This window comes from Algorimicrobium echini (assembly GCF_900115185.1).
Taxonomy (GTDB): Bacteria; Bacteroidota; Bacteroidia; order Flavobacteriales; family Flavobacteriaceae; genus Algorimicrobium; species Algorimicrobium echini.
This window is the reverse complement of sequence record NZ_FOVN01000005.1, coordinates 101,446-117,868: the sequence shown is the minus strand read 5'-3', so window position 1 is coordinate 117,868 and position 16,423 is coordinate 101,446. Positions and strand designations below refer to the sequence as shown.

Below are 16,423 nucleotides of genomic sequence, written 5' to 3'. Positions count from 1 at the left end.
TATGAAAACTAAATTTTTAGGACTGTTCGTTTTTATTAATATTACCATGACTGCACAAGAAAAACTTCCCTATTACGAAATTCCAGAAGCACCAGAAACTTTTACTGCAGGAACGGTTGCAGCTAGACTTATAGACGGATTAGGCTTTCGTTTCCACTGGTCCACAGAAGGTTTAAGAACAACCGATTTAGCTTATAAATTAACCGAAGAATCGCGCACTACAGAAGAAACTATACAACATATTTACAGCTTATCGAAAACCATTGTAAACGCAACCTTAAAACAAGCAAATACACGCGAACAAGCACCTAAATTATCTTTTGAAGAAATAAGAAAGCAAACCCTATTGAATTTCAAAACAGCCGCAGATATTTTAAGAACAAGTGATGATATTTCACAGTTTAAAATTATATTCGGTGACAAAGAAATACCTTTCTGGAATGAAATTAATGGCCCAATTGCTGATGCTATATGGCATTGTGGACAATTGGCTTCCTTTAGGCGTGCATCGGGAAATCCTATAAATTCTAATGTTAATCACTTTTCTGGAACTATAAAAAAATAATGGAACACGCGCACTTACATCAAATTCATCCAGTTTTACCCGTTCAAAATGTGTTGGCATCTTTGTTTTTTTATGTAAACAAACTCGGTTTTGAAATAGCGTTTGCTGACGATCCAAAAATACCTACTTATGCTGGGCTACGGCGTGGTGATATTGAAATTCATTTGCAAGTTCAAAATACGGAGCGTTTAGAAACGAATCAAATTACACCCATGCTTCGTGTTGTAACACAAAATATTGAAAATTTATATGTAGAATTTGAAGCCAAACAAGTTTTTCATGGAACCATACAAATTATACAAACAGATTGGGGAACTAAAGAGTTTACAATTTATGATTTAGATAAGAATGGTTTAACATTTTATAGTAATCTTTAAAGAATTAATGCGATTGATTTCCTTTCTTTTCCTCTCGCTTCAGTTCTATATACTTGCTAATCAGACGAATTCCTAATCTTGCGAAAAGGATGATAGCAAAAACCATAACAATACTAAATCCGTCCATTTAATTGAAAAATTTGGTTCAAAGATACTGGATTTGTTGGGTTTTTAAGGCTGCTTAAAGTGGTTTAACTAATAATTGTGAAAATTTAATACTTACTAATTTTGTTAGCTTTATAATAGATTTTTCTAGTAAGACGGAAGAATTTAATCATTTATTGGCTATTTTTTACATGTTACTCTAATTCTAAAAGGGCATTAATTGCAGATTGATTATCAGGATTGAGTTCTAAAGATTTCTTGTAAGCTTTTATAGCATTTTTTCGGTTTCCCATAAGCATTAAACATTCACCATAACTATCATAAGTGTTATACGCATTAGGGTATAATTCTATGTTCAATTTAAAAAGCTTTAAGGCTTCTTTATTTTGTTTCATATTATTCATAACAAAATAGGCTAATGCGTTGATGTAAGCTTCAGAGATATCGTATTCTGGAGACTCAATATTTTGGTTTTTTACGACTGCAATAATTTGATCAACCGTTTTACCATCTTCTAAAAGAGTTTCTAATTTTTTAAGTTTTGAAAGTACAGTTTCTATACTCTGGTAGGGATTTCCTAATTCTTTATTTATGAGTGTGAAAAGCGTATTAATATTTGCAACCAACATCCTGAAAACTTTTAGTAGATCACGTTCTGTATAATCTTTCAAACTAAAGGCTGCATTGAGAGTTAGTGCTATTTCAGGAAAATTGTCAGAAATATTTAAACTAGTAAATAGTTCATTGGTTGATGCGTTTTCATTTTTTAAAGCTAAAGTGTTAGGGTGATATCCTAATTTAACAGCACTTAAAAACTCCTTCAGAAAATTAGTATTATTACTGTAAGATTGAGTAATAATATTGTTTTGCATATTTTTTAAATCAATTAATTTATTTCTGATTTCTGAAGGCAGTAGTTTTATATCGCCTGTCGTTTGAAGGGTTTCAATAGTATTAGTATCAAATTTTAGGTAATCATAACTGTAATTAAGTTTTGAAGCGCTTAAAATAAGCGTTTCTGGGTTTTTATGTTCAGAAAACGTTTCTACAAACGCACTATATAGTGTAATGTTATCATTAAGCGTGGCAATTTGGCTTTTAAGAAATTTATGATCTTTTGCTAAATCTTGTAATATTTGCGTGTAATAATTATTTTTAATGTCTTCGCTTTTTCTAAATTCATTCCATTTATTAATTTGAAGTGCTATTAAAATTCCAATAACTACAAGAATAATTTCACCAATAGCATATTTTAGGTACCTGCCTGTTTTTCCAGTATCCATAAGGTGATAGCGTACTTTTTTAAAAATTTTTATCATATAATTAAATTCATATTATGATACTTGGTTGTTATTTTGGCTCCATGATTAAAAAAACGGCTGTACTATCACCAATGTTTAAAACCTGATGCCAGGTAATCGTGTCTTTTGAAAAGCTTGAGCCTGAAGGTACATTTACCTCTCGGGTTCCTGTAGTATCGGTTATTCTAAACTGGCTTCCAGACAGTGTGTAACCAACATGTGGATTGTGATAATGTTTTTCGTGACCTACACCTGGTGGAAATATGCATTTTAAAACGCGGATTTTAGGAGTGTTTTTTACAACCTCACAAACGGCTTTGCTATTCCAGCCAGCTTCCAACGGATCTGGTAAATTTGGTTTTACACCACAACTGAAATAACCAATGAATAGAAATATAAGGGTGGTTTTAAGTTGAATTTGTAAATGTATTTTTTTTGTCATACTCTTAACGAATTCATGTAGAATATCAATGCCTTGAAGATGCTTTAATTTAATGGGTGTTATAAGTCTTAATTTTTGCTGTTAAAAAAGACCCGTAAGTCTTTAAAGATAGTAATAATTTAGTTTCTGTTACATTTTTATTTTTTGCTATTTTTAAGCTGATTTATAAGTAATTCGGTATCATTAATAAGTTTTTCTAAATTTGTTATGGCATCCATGTTTATCCAGTAATGAGCTGCTGCATTACTTATATATTTTAATTTTTTAGTTTTTAAGTGAGTAGCTAATGTTTCCATATGGTTATCAGGAAATAGAAAAGCTGTGTTAGGCTCAAATCTCATAACATCGTTCTCGTAAGTAAATGGTGCATCAAGAGGTAAAGCCCAATTGGTGGCAACTGCAATCCATTCAGCTACATGTTTGTGTTTGGCATAATGATTAACAATGCTATCTCTTAGATGGATATTAGTAATGAGTTGTAAATTCCCAGTGCTGGATAAATCATCAAAAGTTGAGGTAGATGCTGTAAAAACGGGATATATACTTCCAAATTTAAAATAATTGTTTGCAGATGTTATTAAAGCTTCATTAGATATAGAATGGCTTTTTAAAGCTTCAGAAAAGGTAATAATAGACTGTTTACCATGTTCCAGGATTTTTATATTATCTGAAAATGTTATTAAATCCTGTTTGTTTTCTGAAAGTAACCTGTCAATATATTGCCGCTCTTTAGTTTTTGATTGTCGTAGTTCATTCCAATTATTAATTTGTAAAGCAATTAAAATTCCAATTACAACTAATATAATCTCACCAATAGCGTAAAGTAGATACTTGTTAACTTGATGAGTTTTTATCATGTTTTGCCTTATTTTACGAAAGAATTTTAACGTCATTTATATTCAAAAAAACAATTTTTAAATAGGTTATTTCTAGGTGAGGTTTGCATTAAAACTGAAAGTATATAAACTGTTCGCCACTACCTTGCGAAATGGCTATAAGGAAAAGCATCATAGCCCAAACAATTCCTAACAAAATAGGAGATATTTTTTGCGATACGGTTTTCATTGAAGTATTTCTCATGAACCAGTGACAAATAAACAACAGGCTTATAAGGATAAACACTTTAATGATTTCAAAACTTTGTAAAATTTTGATACCATCCGTATTCATAAAAAACATAGAATTAATCATATTTTTAGCTGTTGAAAATTCACGAGCTCTAAAAAACACCCATGTAAAATTTACGAGTGTATAGGTAAGTATAGCCAGCAAGACACCATTAAAAGAATTAATTTTTATATGAATTCTAGTTCTTAAAAGCCGTTCAATTATCAGGTATAGTCCATGTAGAGCACCCCAAATAACAAACGTCCAAGCAGCACCATGCCATAAACCACCCAAGAGCATCGTTATCATTAATGCGGCATACATTCTTGTAATTCCATTTTTGTTACCACCCAATGGGATGTATAAATAATCCCTTAACCAGCTGGATAGTGATATGTGCCAACGTTTCCATAAATCGGAAAAACCAATGGAAGCATAAGGGTATCTAAAGTTGTCTGGTAAGTTAATTCCAAGCATTAAGGCAATACCAATGGCACAGGTTGAGTAACCAGCAAAATCAAAGAAAATCTGCCCCGAAAAAGCTAAAGTGCCAGTCCAAGCATCCAGACCATGAAGAATTTCTTTGGAACCAAAAACGGTGTCAGAAGTATCAGCTAACAAAGTATCTGCTAGTACTACTTTTTGAAATAAACCGATGGTTAAAAGAAATACACCCCAAATAAATTGATTGACTGTAGCTTTTTTTTCTTCGTAGAATTGGCTAATTAAATCTTGAGCTCTAACAATTGGTCCAGCTACTAATTGCGGAAAGAAAGTAACATAAAGTGCGAAATCTAAAAATGTTCGTGCTGGTTTAATTTTTTTGTGATACATGTCTATGGTATAAGACATGGTTTGAAAGGTATAGAATGAAATTCCCATTGGCAGAATAATATCCATGGGTTGTGGTTCAAAATTTATTCCTATTGCATGAATGGCTACTGTAAAATTATCCAATAGAAAATTACCGTATTTAAAAAAGGCTAAAAAACCTAAATTGACAAACAAACTTAAAAGAAGCCACAACTTACGTTTACGAGAATTTTCTTCAACGGCTAGTTTATTGCCAGCGGTCCAGTCAACAACCGTGGATATCCAAAGAAGAATTACTAACGGTGGATTCCATAGACCATAAAAAACGTAACTTGCTATTAAAAGCATTCTTTTTTTAGAAGTCCAATTGAATATTTTTAGGTAGTATAATGCTAAAACCAATAATAGAAATACGATAAAACTTAATGAGTTAAATAACATGATTAATTGGTTTTAGAATGAGACAATGCACCATCAATTTTCATGATTTTAATCAACTCTGTGGTGAAATATTTGGCATCTTTTGCTGATAAATGGGACCATTCCGGACAGTCTAAATTTTTGAGTTGTTCATAATCTTCATAATGATAACCTTTTTTACCAGTTTGTAAAATGAGTTTATCCCAAAACTCCGATGTTTTAAAAAATTTAGTTTCTCCTTCTTTAAACAAACCAGAAGCAGGACAGTACACTAAAATTAAATTGCCGTCTTTAGCTTTAAATTTTTTAGCATCATCAGCAAAGAAACTGGTTGTAGCTTCACGTTCTGGTGGTTGATCGTTTGATGTTACTATTGTTTTCCAAACCAGTTTAACAGTATTTGCAAAAGCTGTATCATTGACAGTTTTTTGTGTCATTTGCATATTTCGGTCTTGATCTATGTCGCCAAAATTGTAGAATGGTGGAAATATGGGTTTCTCTAATCTGTTCTCTAATTGTATAGTTCCTAATAAAGATTTTAAATCTATGTCATCAGACCATCCTTCTTCAGTAGTAGAAACTAGTGCGAGGTTTTTTTGTAGTGGTAACGAAAGCCAATGGTTTAGGCGTTGTGCGTAGGTACGATTTTGATAATATTCAACACGACTTTGCGCACGTTTCCATGGACCTGCACCAGGATATGTGGTTGAGAAAAAGAGACCAGGCGTGACACCAACAATTACAGTACCATTAAAGTCTGTGTTATTTACAATGTCATGAAAAATGGGTAAAGGTGAAGCTCCAGCAGACGCTAATTGTATAGGTCTAACACCAGTTTCACTTTCCCATTCATTTAACTGAATATCAAAAAGTACTCGTGATGATCCCATGAGTAAAACATCACTTTTAGTGAGTTTATTTACTTTAGCACGTTGTACAGCCCAAAGATTTTTATCGTCATCAAGATCTGGCATTTTTCCTTCTGAACGCCAGAAGAGTTCCCAAGATGCTAAACCCAGAAAGCTAAAAGCAATAGCAATAATTAGTGATTGTTTTAAATGCATAATTTTTGGTTTAATATGTGTTGACACTGTTTAAGTTAGTTTGTATTATTTCTTTTGGGTGTCTTCATTTAGCATTCAGTACAAAATTTTGTTCAGCAGGTTTATAACAATCAGTGTTATTAGATAGAAATATTTTTATCTAATTTATATGTGACTGAAAATATGAAAGCTATTAAATTCGCTTTTATAATAAATTATTTAGTTTCAGCATCAGCTAATTTTTTGGTATCCACAAACTGTTGAAATTTTATAATTTTAGCATTTTCTAAAGACCATAAATGTGCAGCTTGAGCATTGTAAGTTTTTCCTGTTTCTTTGTTTTTAGCATCATACCTTAAAGTTGCTAATATGTGGTTATTACTCATATCATGAAGCTTGATGTCAGCTAGATTAAAATATTCATGATTGGCTCCAAGACGTGCAAAAACACCATTTAAAATGGCATCTGGACCTATGTAAGGGTTGCCATCTGCCATGGAGTTACTTTCGGCTTCATTCCATTCAATATTTGGATTCATACTACCTAAAACGGTTGGAATATCGCCAGTTGCAAAGGCTTTGTATAAATTGTCAATGACTTGGATATTTTGATTTGTGTTCATAATTTTTTTTGATTTTAGTTATTAAATTTTTACTGTTAAAAATTATCGATTTCAATTTTTTAACTTTCATTATCATTTAGTCTTCTCTTGGTAAGCGTAAATCCCTTTCTGCAATTTGAAATACCAATGCTGCTATAACTGTGGCATTTATCTTCATATCGCGTTCGGGAACATATTCTAATGCATCTAAATTTGTATGATGGGTTACAGTACTATAGTTTAGCGGATCTTGAATGATTTGAAATCCAGGGATTTTGTAAAAATCAAAAACTTCGTGGTCTGTAAAATTTGTGTTTTCTATGGTTAGATTATTAACATCCAAATGTGTATATGGTTTTAACATGTCTTCAAAAATTGGGCGTACAGCTTCGTTTCCTTGTAAATAGATACCACGCATTTGACCAGCACCATTGTCCATATTTAAATAGGCTGAAATGGTTTCAACATTCTTTTTTCTGGTTGATTCCTTTATTTTCCCAAAATGACTTTCTGCATAAGCTCTGGAACCTACAAGCCCTTGTTCTTCACCACCCCAAAGCGCAATTCTTATTGTTCGCTTTGGTTTTAATCCGGATGTTTTAATAATGCGCATGACTTCCATCATGACTGCGCAACCTGCACCATTATCAGTGGCTCCCGAAGCGCTATGCCATGAGTCGAAATGGGCACCAATCATTACCACTTCATCTTTTAATTTTGGATCTGAGCCTGTTATTTCGCCGAAAATATTGACGTTGTTTTCAGGTTTTAGATACAATTCAGAATCTAAATGATATTTAATTTTAGGGGAATGTCCATTTTCTGTTAAACGTTTTAATTTCCCAAAATTTTCCGGAGCAATAGCGAAATATGGAATTGGTTTGTCATTACTAGCTTTGTAGTTATAGGTCCCACTTGGATGAATAACTCCAGGAAACTTTGGAGTGGTTCCTAAAACACTCAATGCGCCTTCTGCTTTTAAATAAGCAAAAAACGCATCGTCTTTTTGGGCTAACATTTTAAAAATAATGTCGAAATCTTTAACCAAATCAAGATCTCCAGAAGAGGGACCTAAAGGTTTTTCAACCACAGGTGTAATGGATTTTTTAGCTTCTTCAAGTTGCTCTTTAGCATGACGTTTTGACAAAGTGTCAAATAGCATATCTTGATCAGGAGCCGAACCTATCAGTATTATTTTTCCCTTTAATTTTCCATTCCATTTGTGTTTTACTTGTTCCAAATCTGCGTATTTTTCAATCCAAATTAAATTGCTTATTTGTTCGCCATTAGAGGATTCTGTCCACGCATACGGATAGGCTTGAATTTTCATATAAGTGGGTTCTATCATTTCTACGTTAAATGATTTGACTTCCCAGCCCATGCAATCATCGCAATAGTTTTCGAAATAGACTTTATCCATTCCCCAATCTTCCATGGTTTTCTTGGCCCATAACGCTGCCGAATAATATTGATTTGTGCCTGTTAATCGCGGTGCATAAATATCAGAAAGGTCCGTAATGAGACTCATGACTTGGGATTTCTGAAAACCTTCTGTATTGATTTTGGCGAGTGCTTGTGGCACTGTTTGACTTCTAACAACTAATCCTATTAAGAGGAATGCAGTGATAAGAATTTTCGATATTGTTTTCATTTTTTTGTGTTTAATGATTGTTTGAAGTTTTTATGGTTTTCAGTTTCCCATTTTTGTAACTCAATCTTCAGTTGTTACCCATAAAGCACTTAATGGTATGGATTTATTTTCTAGGAACACCGTGTAAACTGAAATTGAAATCTGATGAGTTTAAATTTTCGCGATACCGTGAAACCTTATTCGTTTTTAAGAACCACTCTAAATCGTGCCTTTCCTGTTTTTAAATGTTCAATGGCGTCATTGACTTTCGTCATAGGAAATTCTTCAACATCTGGATAAATAGCGTGTCTTACACAAAAATCAAGCATGGTTTTAGTCAACGCAGGACTGCCTATTGGACTACCGCCAACCGTCTTTTCTCCCATAATTAAGCTAAATGCAGGAATTGCCAAAGGTTCCAAAACGGCACCGACTGTGTGAAACCTTCCTTTAGGTGCTAGGGCTGTTAGGTAAGAATTCCAGTCTAAGGTTACATTGGTTGTATTGATAATAAAGTTTAGTTTTCCGGTGATACTTTCTAATTCTTCGTGAGAGGTGGAATTGATTACTTTACTTGCTCCCATTTTTAAAATTTCTTCCTTTTTAGAGGGGTTTGAGCTAAAAGCAACCACTTCACATCCCCAATTTTTTAAGAATTTGATAGCCATGTGTCCAAGTCCTCCAATGCCTATTACACCAACGGTATCCGTTGGCTTTACACCACCTAACAATATTGGGCTGAAAACGGTAATTCCACCACATAATAAAGGACCTGCTTTACTCATATCAATAGTATCGGGAAGCGGAATTGCCCAAGACCAGTGTCCACGAACATAATCAGCAAAACCACCGTTTCTTCCTACAATGGTAGATTCACCATCATAGCATAAGTGATGATGACCATCCATACACTGCTCGCAACTCATGCAGGAAGATGACATCCACCCAAGTCCTACTTTATCACCTATTTTTAAATTTTTCACAGCTTTACCAACGGCAATTACTTCGCCAATTATTTCATGTCCAGGTACGATTGGGTATTCCGTCATGCCCCATTCGTTGTTTATCATACTTAAATCAGAATGGCAGATGCCACAATAGGCAACTTTAATATCTACTTGTTCAGATCCTAATTCACCTAATTCATAAGAGTAGGATTCTAATTTTTCATTTGGCTTTAAAGCCGCGTATGCATTTACTTTCATTTTTATGTGTTTTAAATTACGAGTATCCTACAGTTCATATTGCAATATTTTAATTCTGGGTTTTATGAACCTCCAATTCTATTTCAATCAAAAATTCTGGTATAGCTAATTCTTTTACACCAAGCCAAGACCCTGTTGGAAAATGATTTTTATAAATTTCAGTTCTATAACCAGCAAACTCTAAAAATTTGGGCATATTGGTTGTAAACACATTTTCTACAACCACATCATCAAACGTGCAGCCATAATGTTTTAAAATTTTATCCAAATCAGCATAGCAGTTTTTCATTTGCTGTTCAAAATCGCCAATGGCTGTTGGATTCCCTTCGTTATCCATACTAACAGCGCCAGAAACTTTAATAGAGTTTCCTATTTTTACGGCGTGCGAATACCCATATGCTTTTTCTACTTCTGGACGCAACATGAAGTATTCTGGTGTTTCATCCAATTCTTTATATTCAATTGTTTCAGTTTTTTCCTCCTGTATTTCTGTTTTTTGTTTTTCATTGCAGCTTGAGAATAAAACTGTTGTAGTTAAAAAAATTCCTAATAGATAGTTTTTTGTTGTTTTCATTTTAATTGGGTTTTAATGATTATTAGTTTTAAATATTAATGCTCCGTTTTAAAATTTAATTGTCTGTTTTTCCGAAGTTTGGATTTATAGAGTTCATGGCTTTTTTTATTTTGGTTGAGTCCTCACAACAAACTATTGTAATGAGGAATGATATATAGAAAAGAGATGGAGTTAAATTTGGTTACATGTGTTCGTTTACATGTGTTTATAGTCTAATACAAAATATTATCAAATACTTTCTCCAGATACCTTTCCTTCATGACAAATTTTTTATCTGAATGGAACACCTCCAAGATTTCCTGTTTTAACCAAAAGAGTTCTTTAGGTGAGTATTCATGGTAATTAATGGCGTCTTCAATTTTTTCAAAACAACCGTCCTCATCATCACAACAAAATTCGTTGTAGAGTTTGTTATAGGTTTCATCGGTTGTTTTAGATTTGATTAAAGTGAGTTCTTCCGCAGATTCATTTTGGTCTATTTTAGCACAAAGCAGGAGTATGTAAATTTTAAGTTCTGCTTTGGTCCATTTGGTTAATGGGTTCTTCATGATTTAATATTTCAAATTTTTATTACGATTATTTATTTAAAAATTCGGTCACTAATTTATTTTTATCAAATTCCATTTCGCAAGTCCAACTATCAATAAACCATCTGCCATTTTCATAGTGCAATTGAATACTATTTAAACCTCTTATGTTAGTCTCAATTTCAGGATTTGTGCGTATTTCAAAAGCACTCCATACTTGAGCGATATTACCAAATTGGCTTATGGTTCTTTTTAGCTCTTTTTCGTAAAAACTTTCTTTTGGTAACAACGCCATGGGCACATATTCTGATTCCAGTGCGTGCGATTGAGCTTTTCCATTTTCATCTATTCGGGTAATTAATGCATGCGCTGCATGAATGTATTTGTCTCTTTCAAATTGCCAAGGATCTGTGCTTGAGCCCGAAACAACTTCGTAGTAAGCATTGATGATGTTTTCTATGGTTTTTACATCATTTACATATTTTTCATTGGTTGTTTGTCCAAAAATTGAAAAGTAAGACAAAACCGTAATGACGAATGGCGTAATTTTTTTCATTTTATGTTTTAAGTAATAACCTTTTGGTTAGTGATACGGCTATTAGAAAATAGTTGTTTGTTACATGGAATATTCTTCTAAAGTTGTTTTAACAGACTGAAAAGGCAATCCCAAATCGTGTTCAGCAAGTTGGTTTTGATAAATGATTTTCGGTAGGTTTTTAGGCGCCTTGTTATTTAACATTAAGTTAAGGTCTGACATTGGATAGGTTTCACTTGATAATAAATAGTTTTTACCATGTAATCCAGAAATAGTAGCAGCTTTAAAAGCAGCAGCTGCTACATCTTTTACATTTACAATAGCCATTTCTACATTAGTATCATAAAGCATTTGTACAAATGGATTTGGAGCTAAATTGTTTTTTATTAAAAGCTGTAATCCTGTTGAGGTCGAGTCTTCACGTTTGGACATAGACTTTCCAAAAACGCCAACTGGTGATAAACTGGTTATTTCAACGTCTAGGTTAGGATGACTTTCAATAAAATTATTTACCACTTGGTTTGCCATAAATTTTGCTTGGGCATAAGGATGACTTTCTTCGCTTAAAAATGGTGTGTCTTTTTCATTAAAAGTATCTGAAGCTAACTTATTACCAGCAGGTAAAGGAAAGTTGGTGTTATAAGCTGCAACAGAGGCAATAAGAACTACTTTTTTCACTGTAGGCATTTCCTTAACAACAGCTAAAAAGTTTTCGGTACCTTTTATGGTAGGGTCAAATAACTCTGTTTTTGCATCATTAAAATCTAATTGAAATGGTGTTCCACTGTGAATTATTACATCACAATCAGAAATAAACTGTTTCAGTTGTTGTTTGTCTCTTACGTCTAACTCGCTAATATGTAAGTTTTCAGCATTTTTTAGGTTCATTAAATGCTGATACTTTATTTCATTTGAAATATCTGTTGTTGAAGCTTTAACCTCAAAACCGTTTTCTAGAAATGTTTTGGTAATATGACTTCCTATAAAGCCTGAACCACCTATGATGCCAACTTTTTTCATGTTTTATTGTTTTACTATTTTATATGTTGATTTATCATTTTTTTCCCATATATGTTTAAACTCGGTTGTTATAAACTCACATTCCAGGAGTTCTCGCCCTGTAAATTCTCCAGAAACTTGGATGATATGATTTTTTATCATTTCCATTTTTAAATTTATAATGGCGACTTGAGACCACTGATTTTGTAGGATTGTTTCAATTGAAATAGTGTATTTGTTTTGATTTTTTGAATCGGTAGTTTCAGATAGTAGTTTTAAATTTGGTATATGCGTTTGAAGGATTTCTGCGGTTATCACGTTGTTTGATAAAGCCTCATAAAATGATACTAATTGATTTCTGTCTGATTCTTCAATATCTGATTGGCTGTAAATGGTATTTGTATTTATTGCCATAACCAGAAATGTTATTGATAAAAAGTATTTCATAATTACGAACTATTTAATGTTGAAAAAAAACAGGCAGATTAGTAAGTGCTTCTCTATATAATAACGGGTTATAATAACTACATTAAACCTGAAAAAATGAATTGTTTGCTTACGTAATTCCCTCTAAAAATTGTATCTACCTGTTTGTGTCGTTTTTACTGTTGTTCCAGTTTCAGGATAGGAATTTGTTTGCTTTTTTCGGTTTGTAACTCAAACAAAGACAGTCCTTAAAAAAATTGACATCTTTTAATATGGTTTTAATTTTTATACTTGATATGACTCAAATAGCTTGAGTTTTGTTTGTTGATTATCAAGAATTTAAATATCCAGTAAAACCTTTTTTTAGCCTTTTGGTGGAGTAAGTGTCCAACCTATTTTGCTCAAAATATTGGCCATATCATAATAATACCTAATCATCATAATTTTACCATTAACAACTAAACTTGCTGTGTGATAAGGAATTTCAATTTTTTGTCCAGACTTTTTGTCCGTAACAGTATTGAGTCCCCATGATAGTGTCCACTCGCCTTCATTCCAGCTGTTTGTTACTTTAACAGGGAGGTATAAATCTTGTGTTATTTCGTGTTTAAAATTTGAAGTGCTATTGGTATAGTAAGCTTTATGTTGTTCCATATTTAAAGAATCTAGACCACCACCTAGACCATAAATCATAACATCCTGGTGCAACTGGGCGTTCATAGTGGCCACGTCGCCTTTTTGTAGAGCGTTGGTGTATTTTTGAATAAGCTTCATGTTGGTTGACGCATTTTCAAAATCTAACGTCACGTTTTTTTCTTGTGCGTTTGAAGCAAATGGCATTAATACTAACATAATTGCCGATAATAATGCAGTTTTTAAATTTTTCATGATTACTAGTGTTAAAAGATTAATTAATAGCGGTACACATTCTGTGTTGCTCTAAATAACTGATAATCAATGAAAGGGGCAAGTGGTCTAGGATGAAAATAGCCTGTGTTTGTCCGAAAGCAATGTTTTACTTATCCAAGGTTTTTAAATTGTATGTAATCTGTTAAGTAATTCTTCTTTTAGGCTTTTACTTAAAGGAATTGCTTTTTTTGAAATAACAACATGACTCGTTGCTATTTCATCAATATGAGATATGTTAACAATAAAAGACCTGTGAATTCTTAAGAAAAGATTAGAGGGTAATTTTTCATCTAAATCTTTTAATGTCATTACCAATAAATATTCTTTTGTCTTGGAGTATATACGGCAGTAGTTACGTTCGGCCTCCATATAAAGGATGTTAGAAATTGCCACTTTTACCATTTTGTCATGATGACGAACAAATATACAATCGCTGAGTATAAAAGGCGAAATATCATTTTTAACTCCACTCTTCACTAACAATTCATCCTTTTGGATGTTGTGGAGGGTAAGTTCAATAGCATGTTGTAAATCTAATTTTTTAAAGGGTTTTGAAATAAACGCATGAGGATTAGTTGTTTTGGCTTTTTCAAAATGTGTATCGTCCGTATTAGCAGTTAAATAAATAATGGGAATATCATAATCTTGTTGCATAATTTGTGCCATTTCAATGCCATCTATTGCACCTTTTAGCTGAATATCCAATAGTAAAATATCTGGTTTGTTTTCTTTAATATGAATAAGCGCTTCTTCGCCTCGAGGAATAATACCGGTTACATCGTAACCTAAATTAGTAAGTTGTAATGAAATATTTGCAGCAATTATCATTTCATCTTCAACAATTAATATTTTTATCGGTTGTTCCATTATGCTGCTTTTTGATATTTAAATTGAAATGATACAGTTGTCCCTTTATTACTGTCTTCTTGCATGGTTCCATTTAACTGTTGGGTTAATAAATGAATGAGTTGCGACCCAAAGCCAGTACCTTTTGGTGCTAGACCAGACACTTTGCCAATGCCGTTATCCGTAACTTTTAGATGAAGAGTGTCAGTAGTTTTTTGCTCTAATTGAATTGATATTTTACCTGTTTCAGAATTAGGAAATGCATATTTAATAGCATTTGTAAGTAGTTCATTTACAATTAACCCAATAGGAACGGCTGTATCTACGTCCAACTCTAGCTGTTCCATGGCGCATTCTATTTTGACTTTGTTTTCTGCGTTAAAAGAGTCTAAAATACCATCGCTTAAATTTAAGAAGTAATCCTTCATTTCTATACTGCCTAAATTCGTGCCTTGATAGAGTTTTTGATGAATAATACCCATTGATTGCACCCGATTTTGACTGGCTATCATAGCGTCTTTAGTAGCAGAATCCTCCAATTGTGCAGATTGTAAAGCTATTAGGCTTTTAACCATTTCCAGATTGTTTTTTACACGATGATGAATTTCTTTTAGTAGTAATTCATTCTGCTTATTTTTGGTGTCTAATTCAGCATTTAGAACTTGTAAGGCTTGCCGCTTTTTTCGAATATTTTTAAAACTAAATAACATGCCTAATAAACTGAATGCTAAAATAATAGCAATGGTTATATATAGGATTTGAGTTTTGCGTTGCTGGGCAATTTGGGTGTTTTGGGCATTAATAGTTTGATCTTTCTTTTCCGTTTCAAATTGTGTCATTAGTTGAGACATGGTTTTGTCACTTTCCATTTTTGCGGTACTATCACGCATAACAAGCGCTTTTTTTTGAAACTCCAAAGCCATTGGGTAATTTTCTAGCTTTTCGTAGATAGAACTTAAATGATGATAACCTTCTGTTAAATTGGATACATCGCCTTCAGCTTCTTGTGAGGCTACCGTTTGTAATTGGTATTTTAAAGCGTCGTTATAATTACCTAATAATAGATTTATTTCGCCTAAATTTCCTGTAATAACATAAATGGCATTACCATAATTAACGGCTTCGGCTTGGGTTAATGCCTGTTCATAGGCTGTTTTTGCTTCCTGATAATTTCCCATTCGTTTTAAAGCATTTGCACGATTGTTGGAGAAATTAATGATGCTAAAAATTGAAAAATCAAGGGATTTTGCTAAAGTTAGAGCTTCATTGTAATAACCGAAAGCTGCTTCACTATTTCCCAAAGCAATTTGAGTGTCACCTGCAGCTGTGTAGGCATAAGCTAGCTCTATTTCCAAATTATTTTCTTTGCAGAATGCAATTGTTTTTAGTGCGTATTCAAGTGCTTCTTGATGACGGCCTTGTTTGGTTAAGTCTTCTGAAATTCTGTTGTAAGCACCAGCAATTCCTAATTTATCATCAATAGCTTCCATAAGTTTTAAAGCTTTTAAATCAACTTTTAGGGCTTCTTCAATCTGACCTTGACGTTTATGAACCCAACCAATTTTAAAGTAGGTTGTGGCTTGACCTTTTTTGTCATTAATTTCGGTATAGCCTTTTAAAGCTTTATTAAAATTTACTGTTGCGGAATCTAATTCTAAAAGATTGGCATGCATACGGCCTTGCATTTCGTAAAACTTAGGAAGCCAATTTTTATGCTTACTCTGTTCCGCAATATAAACCCCTTTTCTAGCATATGTTTTGGCCAATTCTAAATCCGACTGGAAAGCAATGGCTACCATGTCGTTTAAAATTTCTAATTTTTTTTCATGATTTTTCTCAATATTAAGGATGACCGAAAGACTGTCTATCTTGGCATTAGAAATGTTTTGAGACAATATATTCTGGGTATAACAAAACAATGCTACAAAGGGTAGCGCTACTAGTAAGGTGATTTTATTGGTCATAAGTCTTTTTTAAGGCTATTATAAAGACTTGAA

General features: G+C 32.8%; 18 protein-coding genes. 2 read left to right on the top strand and 16 right to left on the bottom strand.

Features of this window, described 5'->3' with window-relative positions; translation table 11 throughout:
• Position 1 precedes the first annotated feature (1 nt).
• Positions 2–565 (top strand): hypothetical protein, encoded by a 564-nt coding sequence (locus BM239_RS11850; protein WP_092208878.1) that lies wholly within the window; start codon positions 2–4, stop codon positions 563–565.
• Positions 565–942: a VOC family protein gene (locus BM239_RS11845; protein WP_092208876.1), complete on the top strand. Its 378-nt coding sequence runs from the start codon at positions 565–567 to the stop codon at positions 940–942. The genes BM239_RS11850 and BM239_RS11845 overlap by 1 nt, the downstream gene beginning before the upstream one ends.
• A gap of 299 nt (positions 943–1,241) precedes the next feature.
• Here BM239_RS11845 and BM239_RS11840 read toward each other — a convergent pair whose 3' ends face one another.
• From BM239_RS11840 to BM239_RS11765, 16 genes are all read right to left on the bottom strand, one after another.
• Positions 1,242–2,366 (bottom strand): tetratricopeptide repeat protein, encoded by a 1,125-nt coding sequence (locus BM239_RS11840; protein ID WP_092208874.1) that lies wholly within the window; start codon positions 2,364–2,366, stop codon positions 1,242–1,244.
• A gap of 31 nt (positions 2,367–2,397) precedes the next feature.
• Entirely contained in the window at positions 2,398–2,790 is a 393-nt protein-coding gene (locus BM239_RS11835; RefSeq protein WP_143094921.1) for a cupin domain-containing protein, read from the bottom strand.
• A 137-nt stretch (positions 2,791–2,927) separates the two neighbouring features.
• Positions 2,928–3,647, bottom strand: a complete 720-nt coding sequence (locus tag BM239_RS11830; protein WP_143094920.1) for a DUF6090 family protein — start codon at positions 3,645–3,647, stop codon at positions 2,928–2,930.
• An 88-nt stretch (positions 3,648–3,735) separates the two neighbouring features.
• On the bottom strand, positions 3,736–5,151 hold the full coding sequence (locus BM239_RS11825) for an MBOAT family O-acyltransferase (RefSeq protein WP_092208870.1): 1,416 nt from the start codon (positions 5,149–5,151) through the stop codon (positions 3,736–3,738).
• Positions 5,152–5,153: 2 nt separating this feature from the next.
• Entirely contained in the window at positions 5,154–6,194 is a 1,041-nt protein-coding gene (locus BM239_RS11820; RefSeq protein ID WP_092208868.1) for a hypothetical protein, read from the bottom strand.
• Between the two features lie 194 nt (positions 6,195–6,388).
• The gene (locus tag BM239_RS11815; protein ID WP_092208866.1) at positions 6,389–6,796 is read right to left on the bottom strand and encodes a nuclear transport factor 2 family protein; all 408 of its coding nucleotides are present in this window, start codon (positions 6,794–6,796) and stop codon (positions 6,389–6,391) included.
• A 76-nt stretch (positions 6,797–6,872) separates the two neighbouring features.
• Positions 6,873–8,426: a M20/M25/M40 family metallo-hydrolase gene (locus BM239_RS11810; RefSeq protein WP_092208864.1), complete on the bottom strand. Its 1,554-nt coding sequence runs from the start codon at positions 8,424–8,426 to the stop codon at positions 6,873–6,875.
• 176 nt (positions 8,427–8,602) lie between these two features.
• Complete coding sequence (gene ahr, locus BM239_RS11805; protein WP_092208862.1) at positions 8,603–9,610, bottom strand: NADPH-dependent aldehyde reductase Ahr; 1,008 nt, start codon at positions 9,608–9,610, stop codon at positions 8,603–8,605.
• Between the two features lie 49 nt (positions 9,611–9,659).
• Positions 9,660–10,184 (bottom strand): RidA family protein, encoded by a 525-nt coding sequence (locus BM239_RS11800; protein ID WP_218151655.1) that lies wholly within the window; start codon positions 10,182–10,184, stop codon positions 9,660–9,662.
• A 212-nt stretch (positions 10,185–10,396) separates the two neighbouring features.
• Positions 10,397–10,732: a hypothetical protein gene (locus BM239_RS11795; protein ID WP_092208860.1), complete on the bottom strand. Its 336-nt coding sequence runs from the start codon at positions 10,730–10,732 to the stop codon at positions 10,397–10,399.
• Between the two features lie 28 nt (positions 10,733–10,760).
• Complete coding sequence (locus tag BM239_RS11790) at positions 10,761–11,267, bottom strand: hypothetical protein (protein ID WP_092208858.1); 507 nt, start codon at positions 11,265–11,267, stop codon at positions 10,761–10,763.
• A 60-nt stretch (positions 11,268–11,327) separates the two neighbouring features.
• On the bottom strand, positions 11,328–12,266 hold the full coding sequence (locus tag BM239_RS11785; protein ID WP_092208856.1) for an NAD-dependent epimerase/dehydratase family protein: 939 nt from the start codon (positions 12,264–12,266) through the stop codon (positions 11,328–11,330).
• 3 nt (positions 12,267–12,269) lie between these two features.
• Positions 12,270–12,659, bottom strand: a complete 390-nt coding sequence (locus BM239_RS11780) for a hypothetical protein (RefSeq protein WP_143094919.1) — start codon at positions 12,657–12,659, stop codon at positions 12,270–12,272.
• A gap of 375 nt (positions 12,660–13,034) precedes the next feature.
• Positions 13,035–13,559 carry a hypothetical protein gene (locus BM239_RS11775; RefSeq protein WP_092208851.1) on the bottom strand — a complete coding sequence of 175 codons (525 nt, stop codon included), beginning with the start codon at positions 13,557–13,559 and terminating at the stop codon, positions 13,035–13,037.
• Between the two features lie 144 nt (positions 13,560–13,703).
• Entirely contained in the window at positions 13,704–14,447 is a 744-nt protein-coding gene (locus tag BM239_RS11770; protein WP_092208849.1) for a LytR/AlgR family response regulator transcription factor, read from the bottom strand.
• On the bottom strand, positions 14,447–16,390 hold the full coding sequence (locus BM239_RS11765; RefSeq protein WP_092208847.1) for a tetratricopeptide repeat-containing sensor histidine kinase: 1,944 nt from the start codon (positions 16,388–16,390) through the stop codon (positions 14,447–14,449). The genes BM239_RS11770 and BM239_RS11765 overlap by 1 nt, the downstream gene beginning before the upstream one ends.
• Positions 16,391–16,423: the final 33 nt, after the last annotated feature.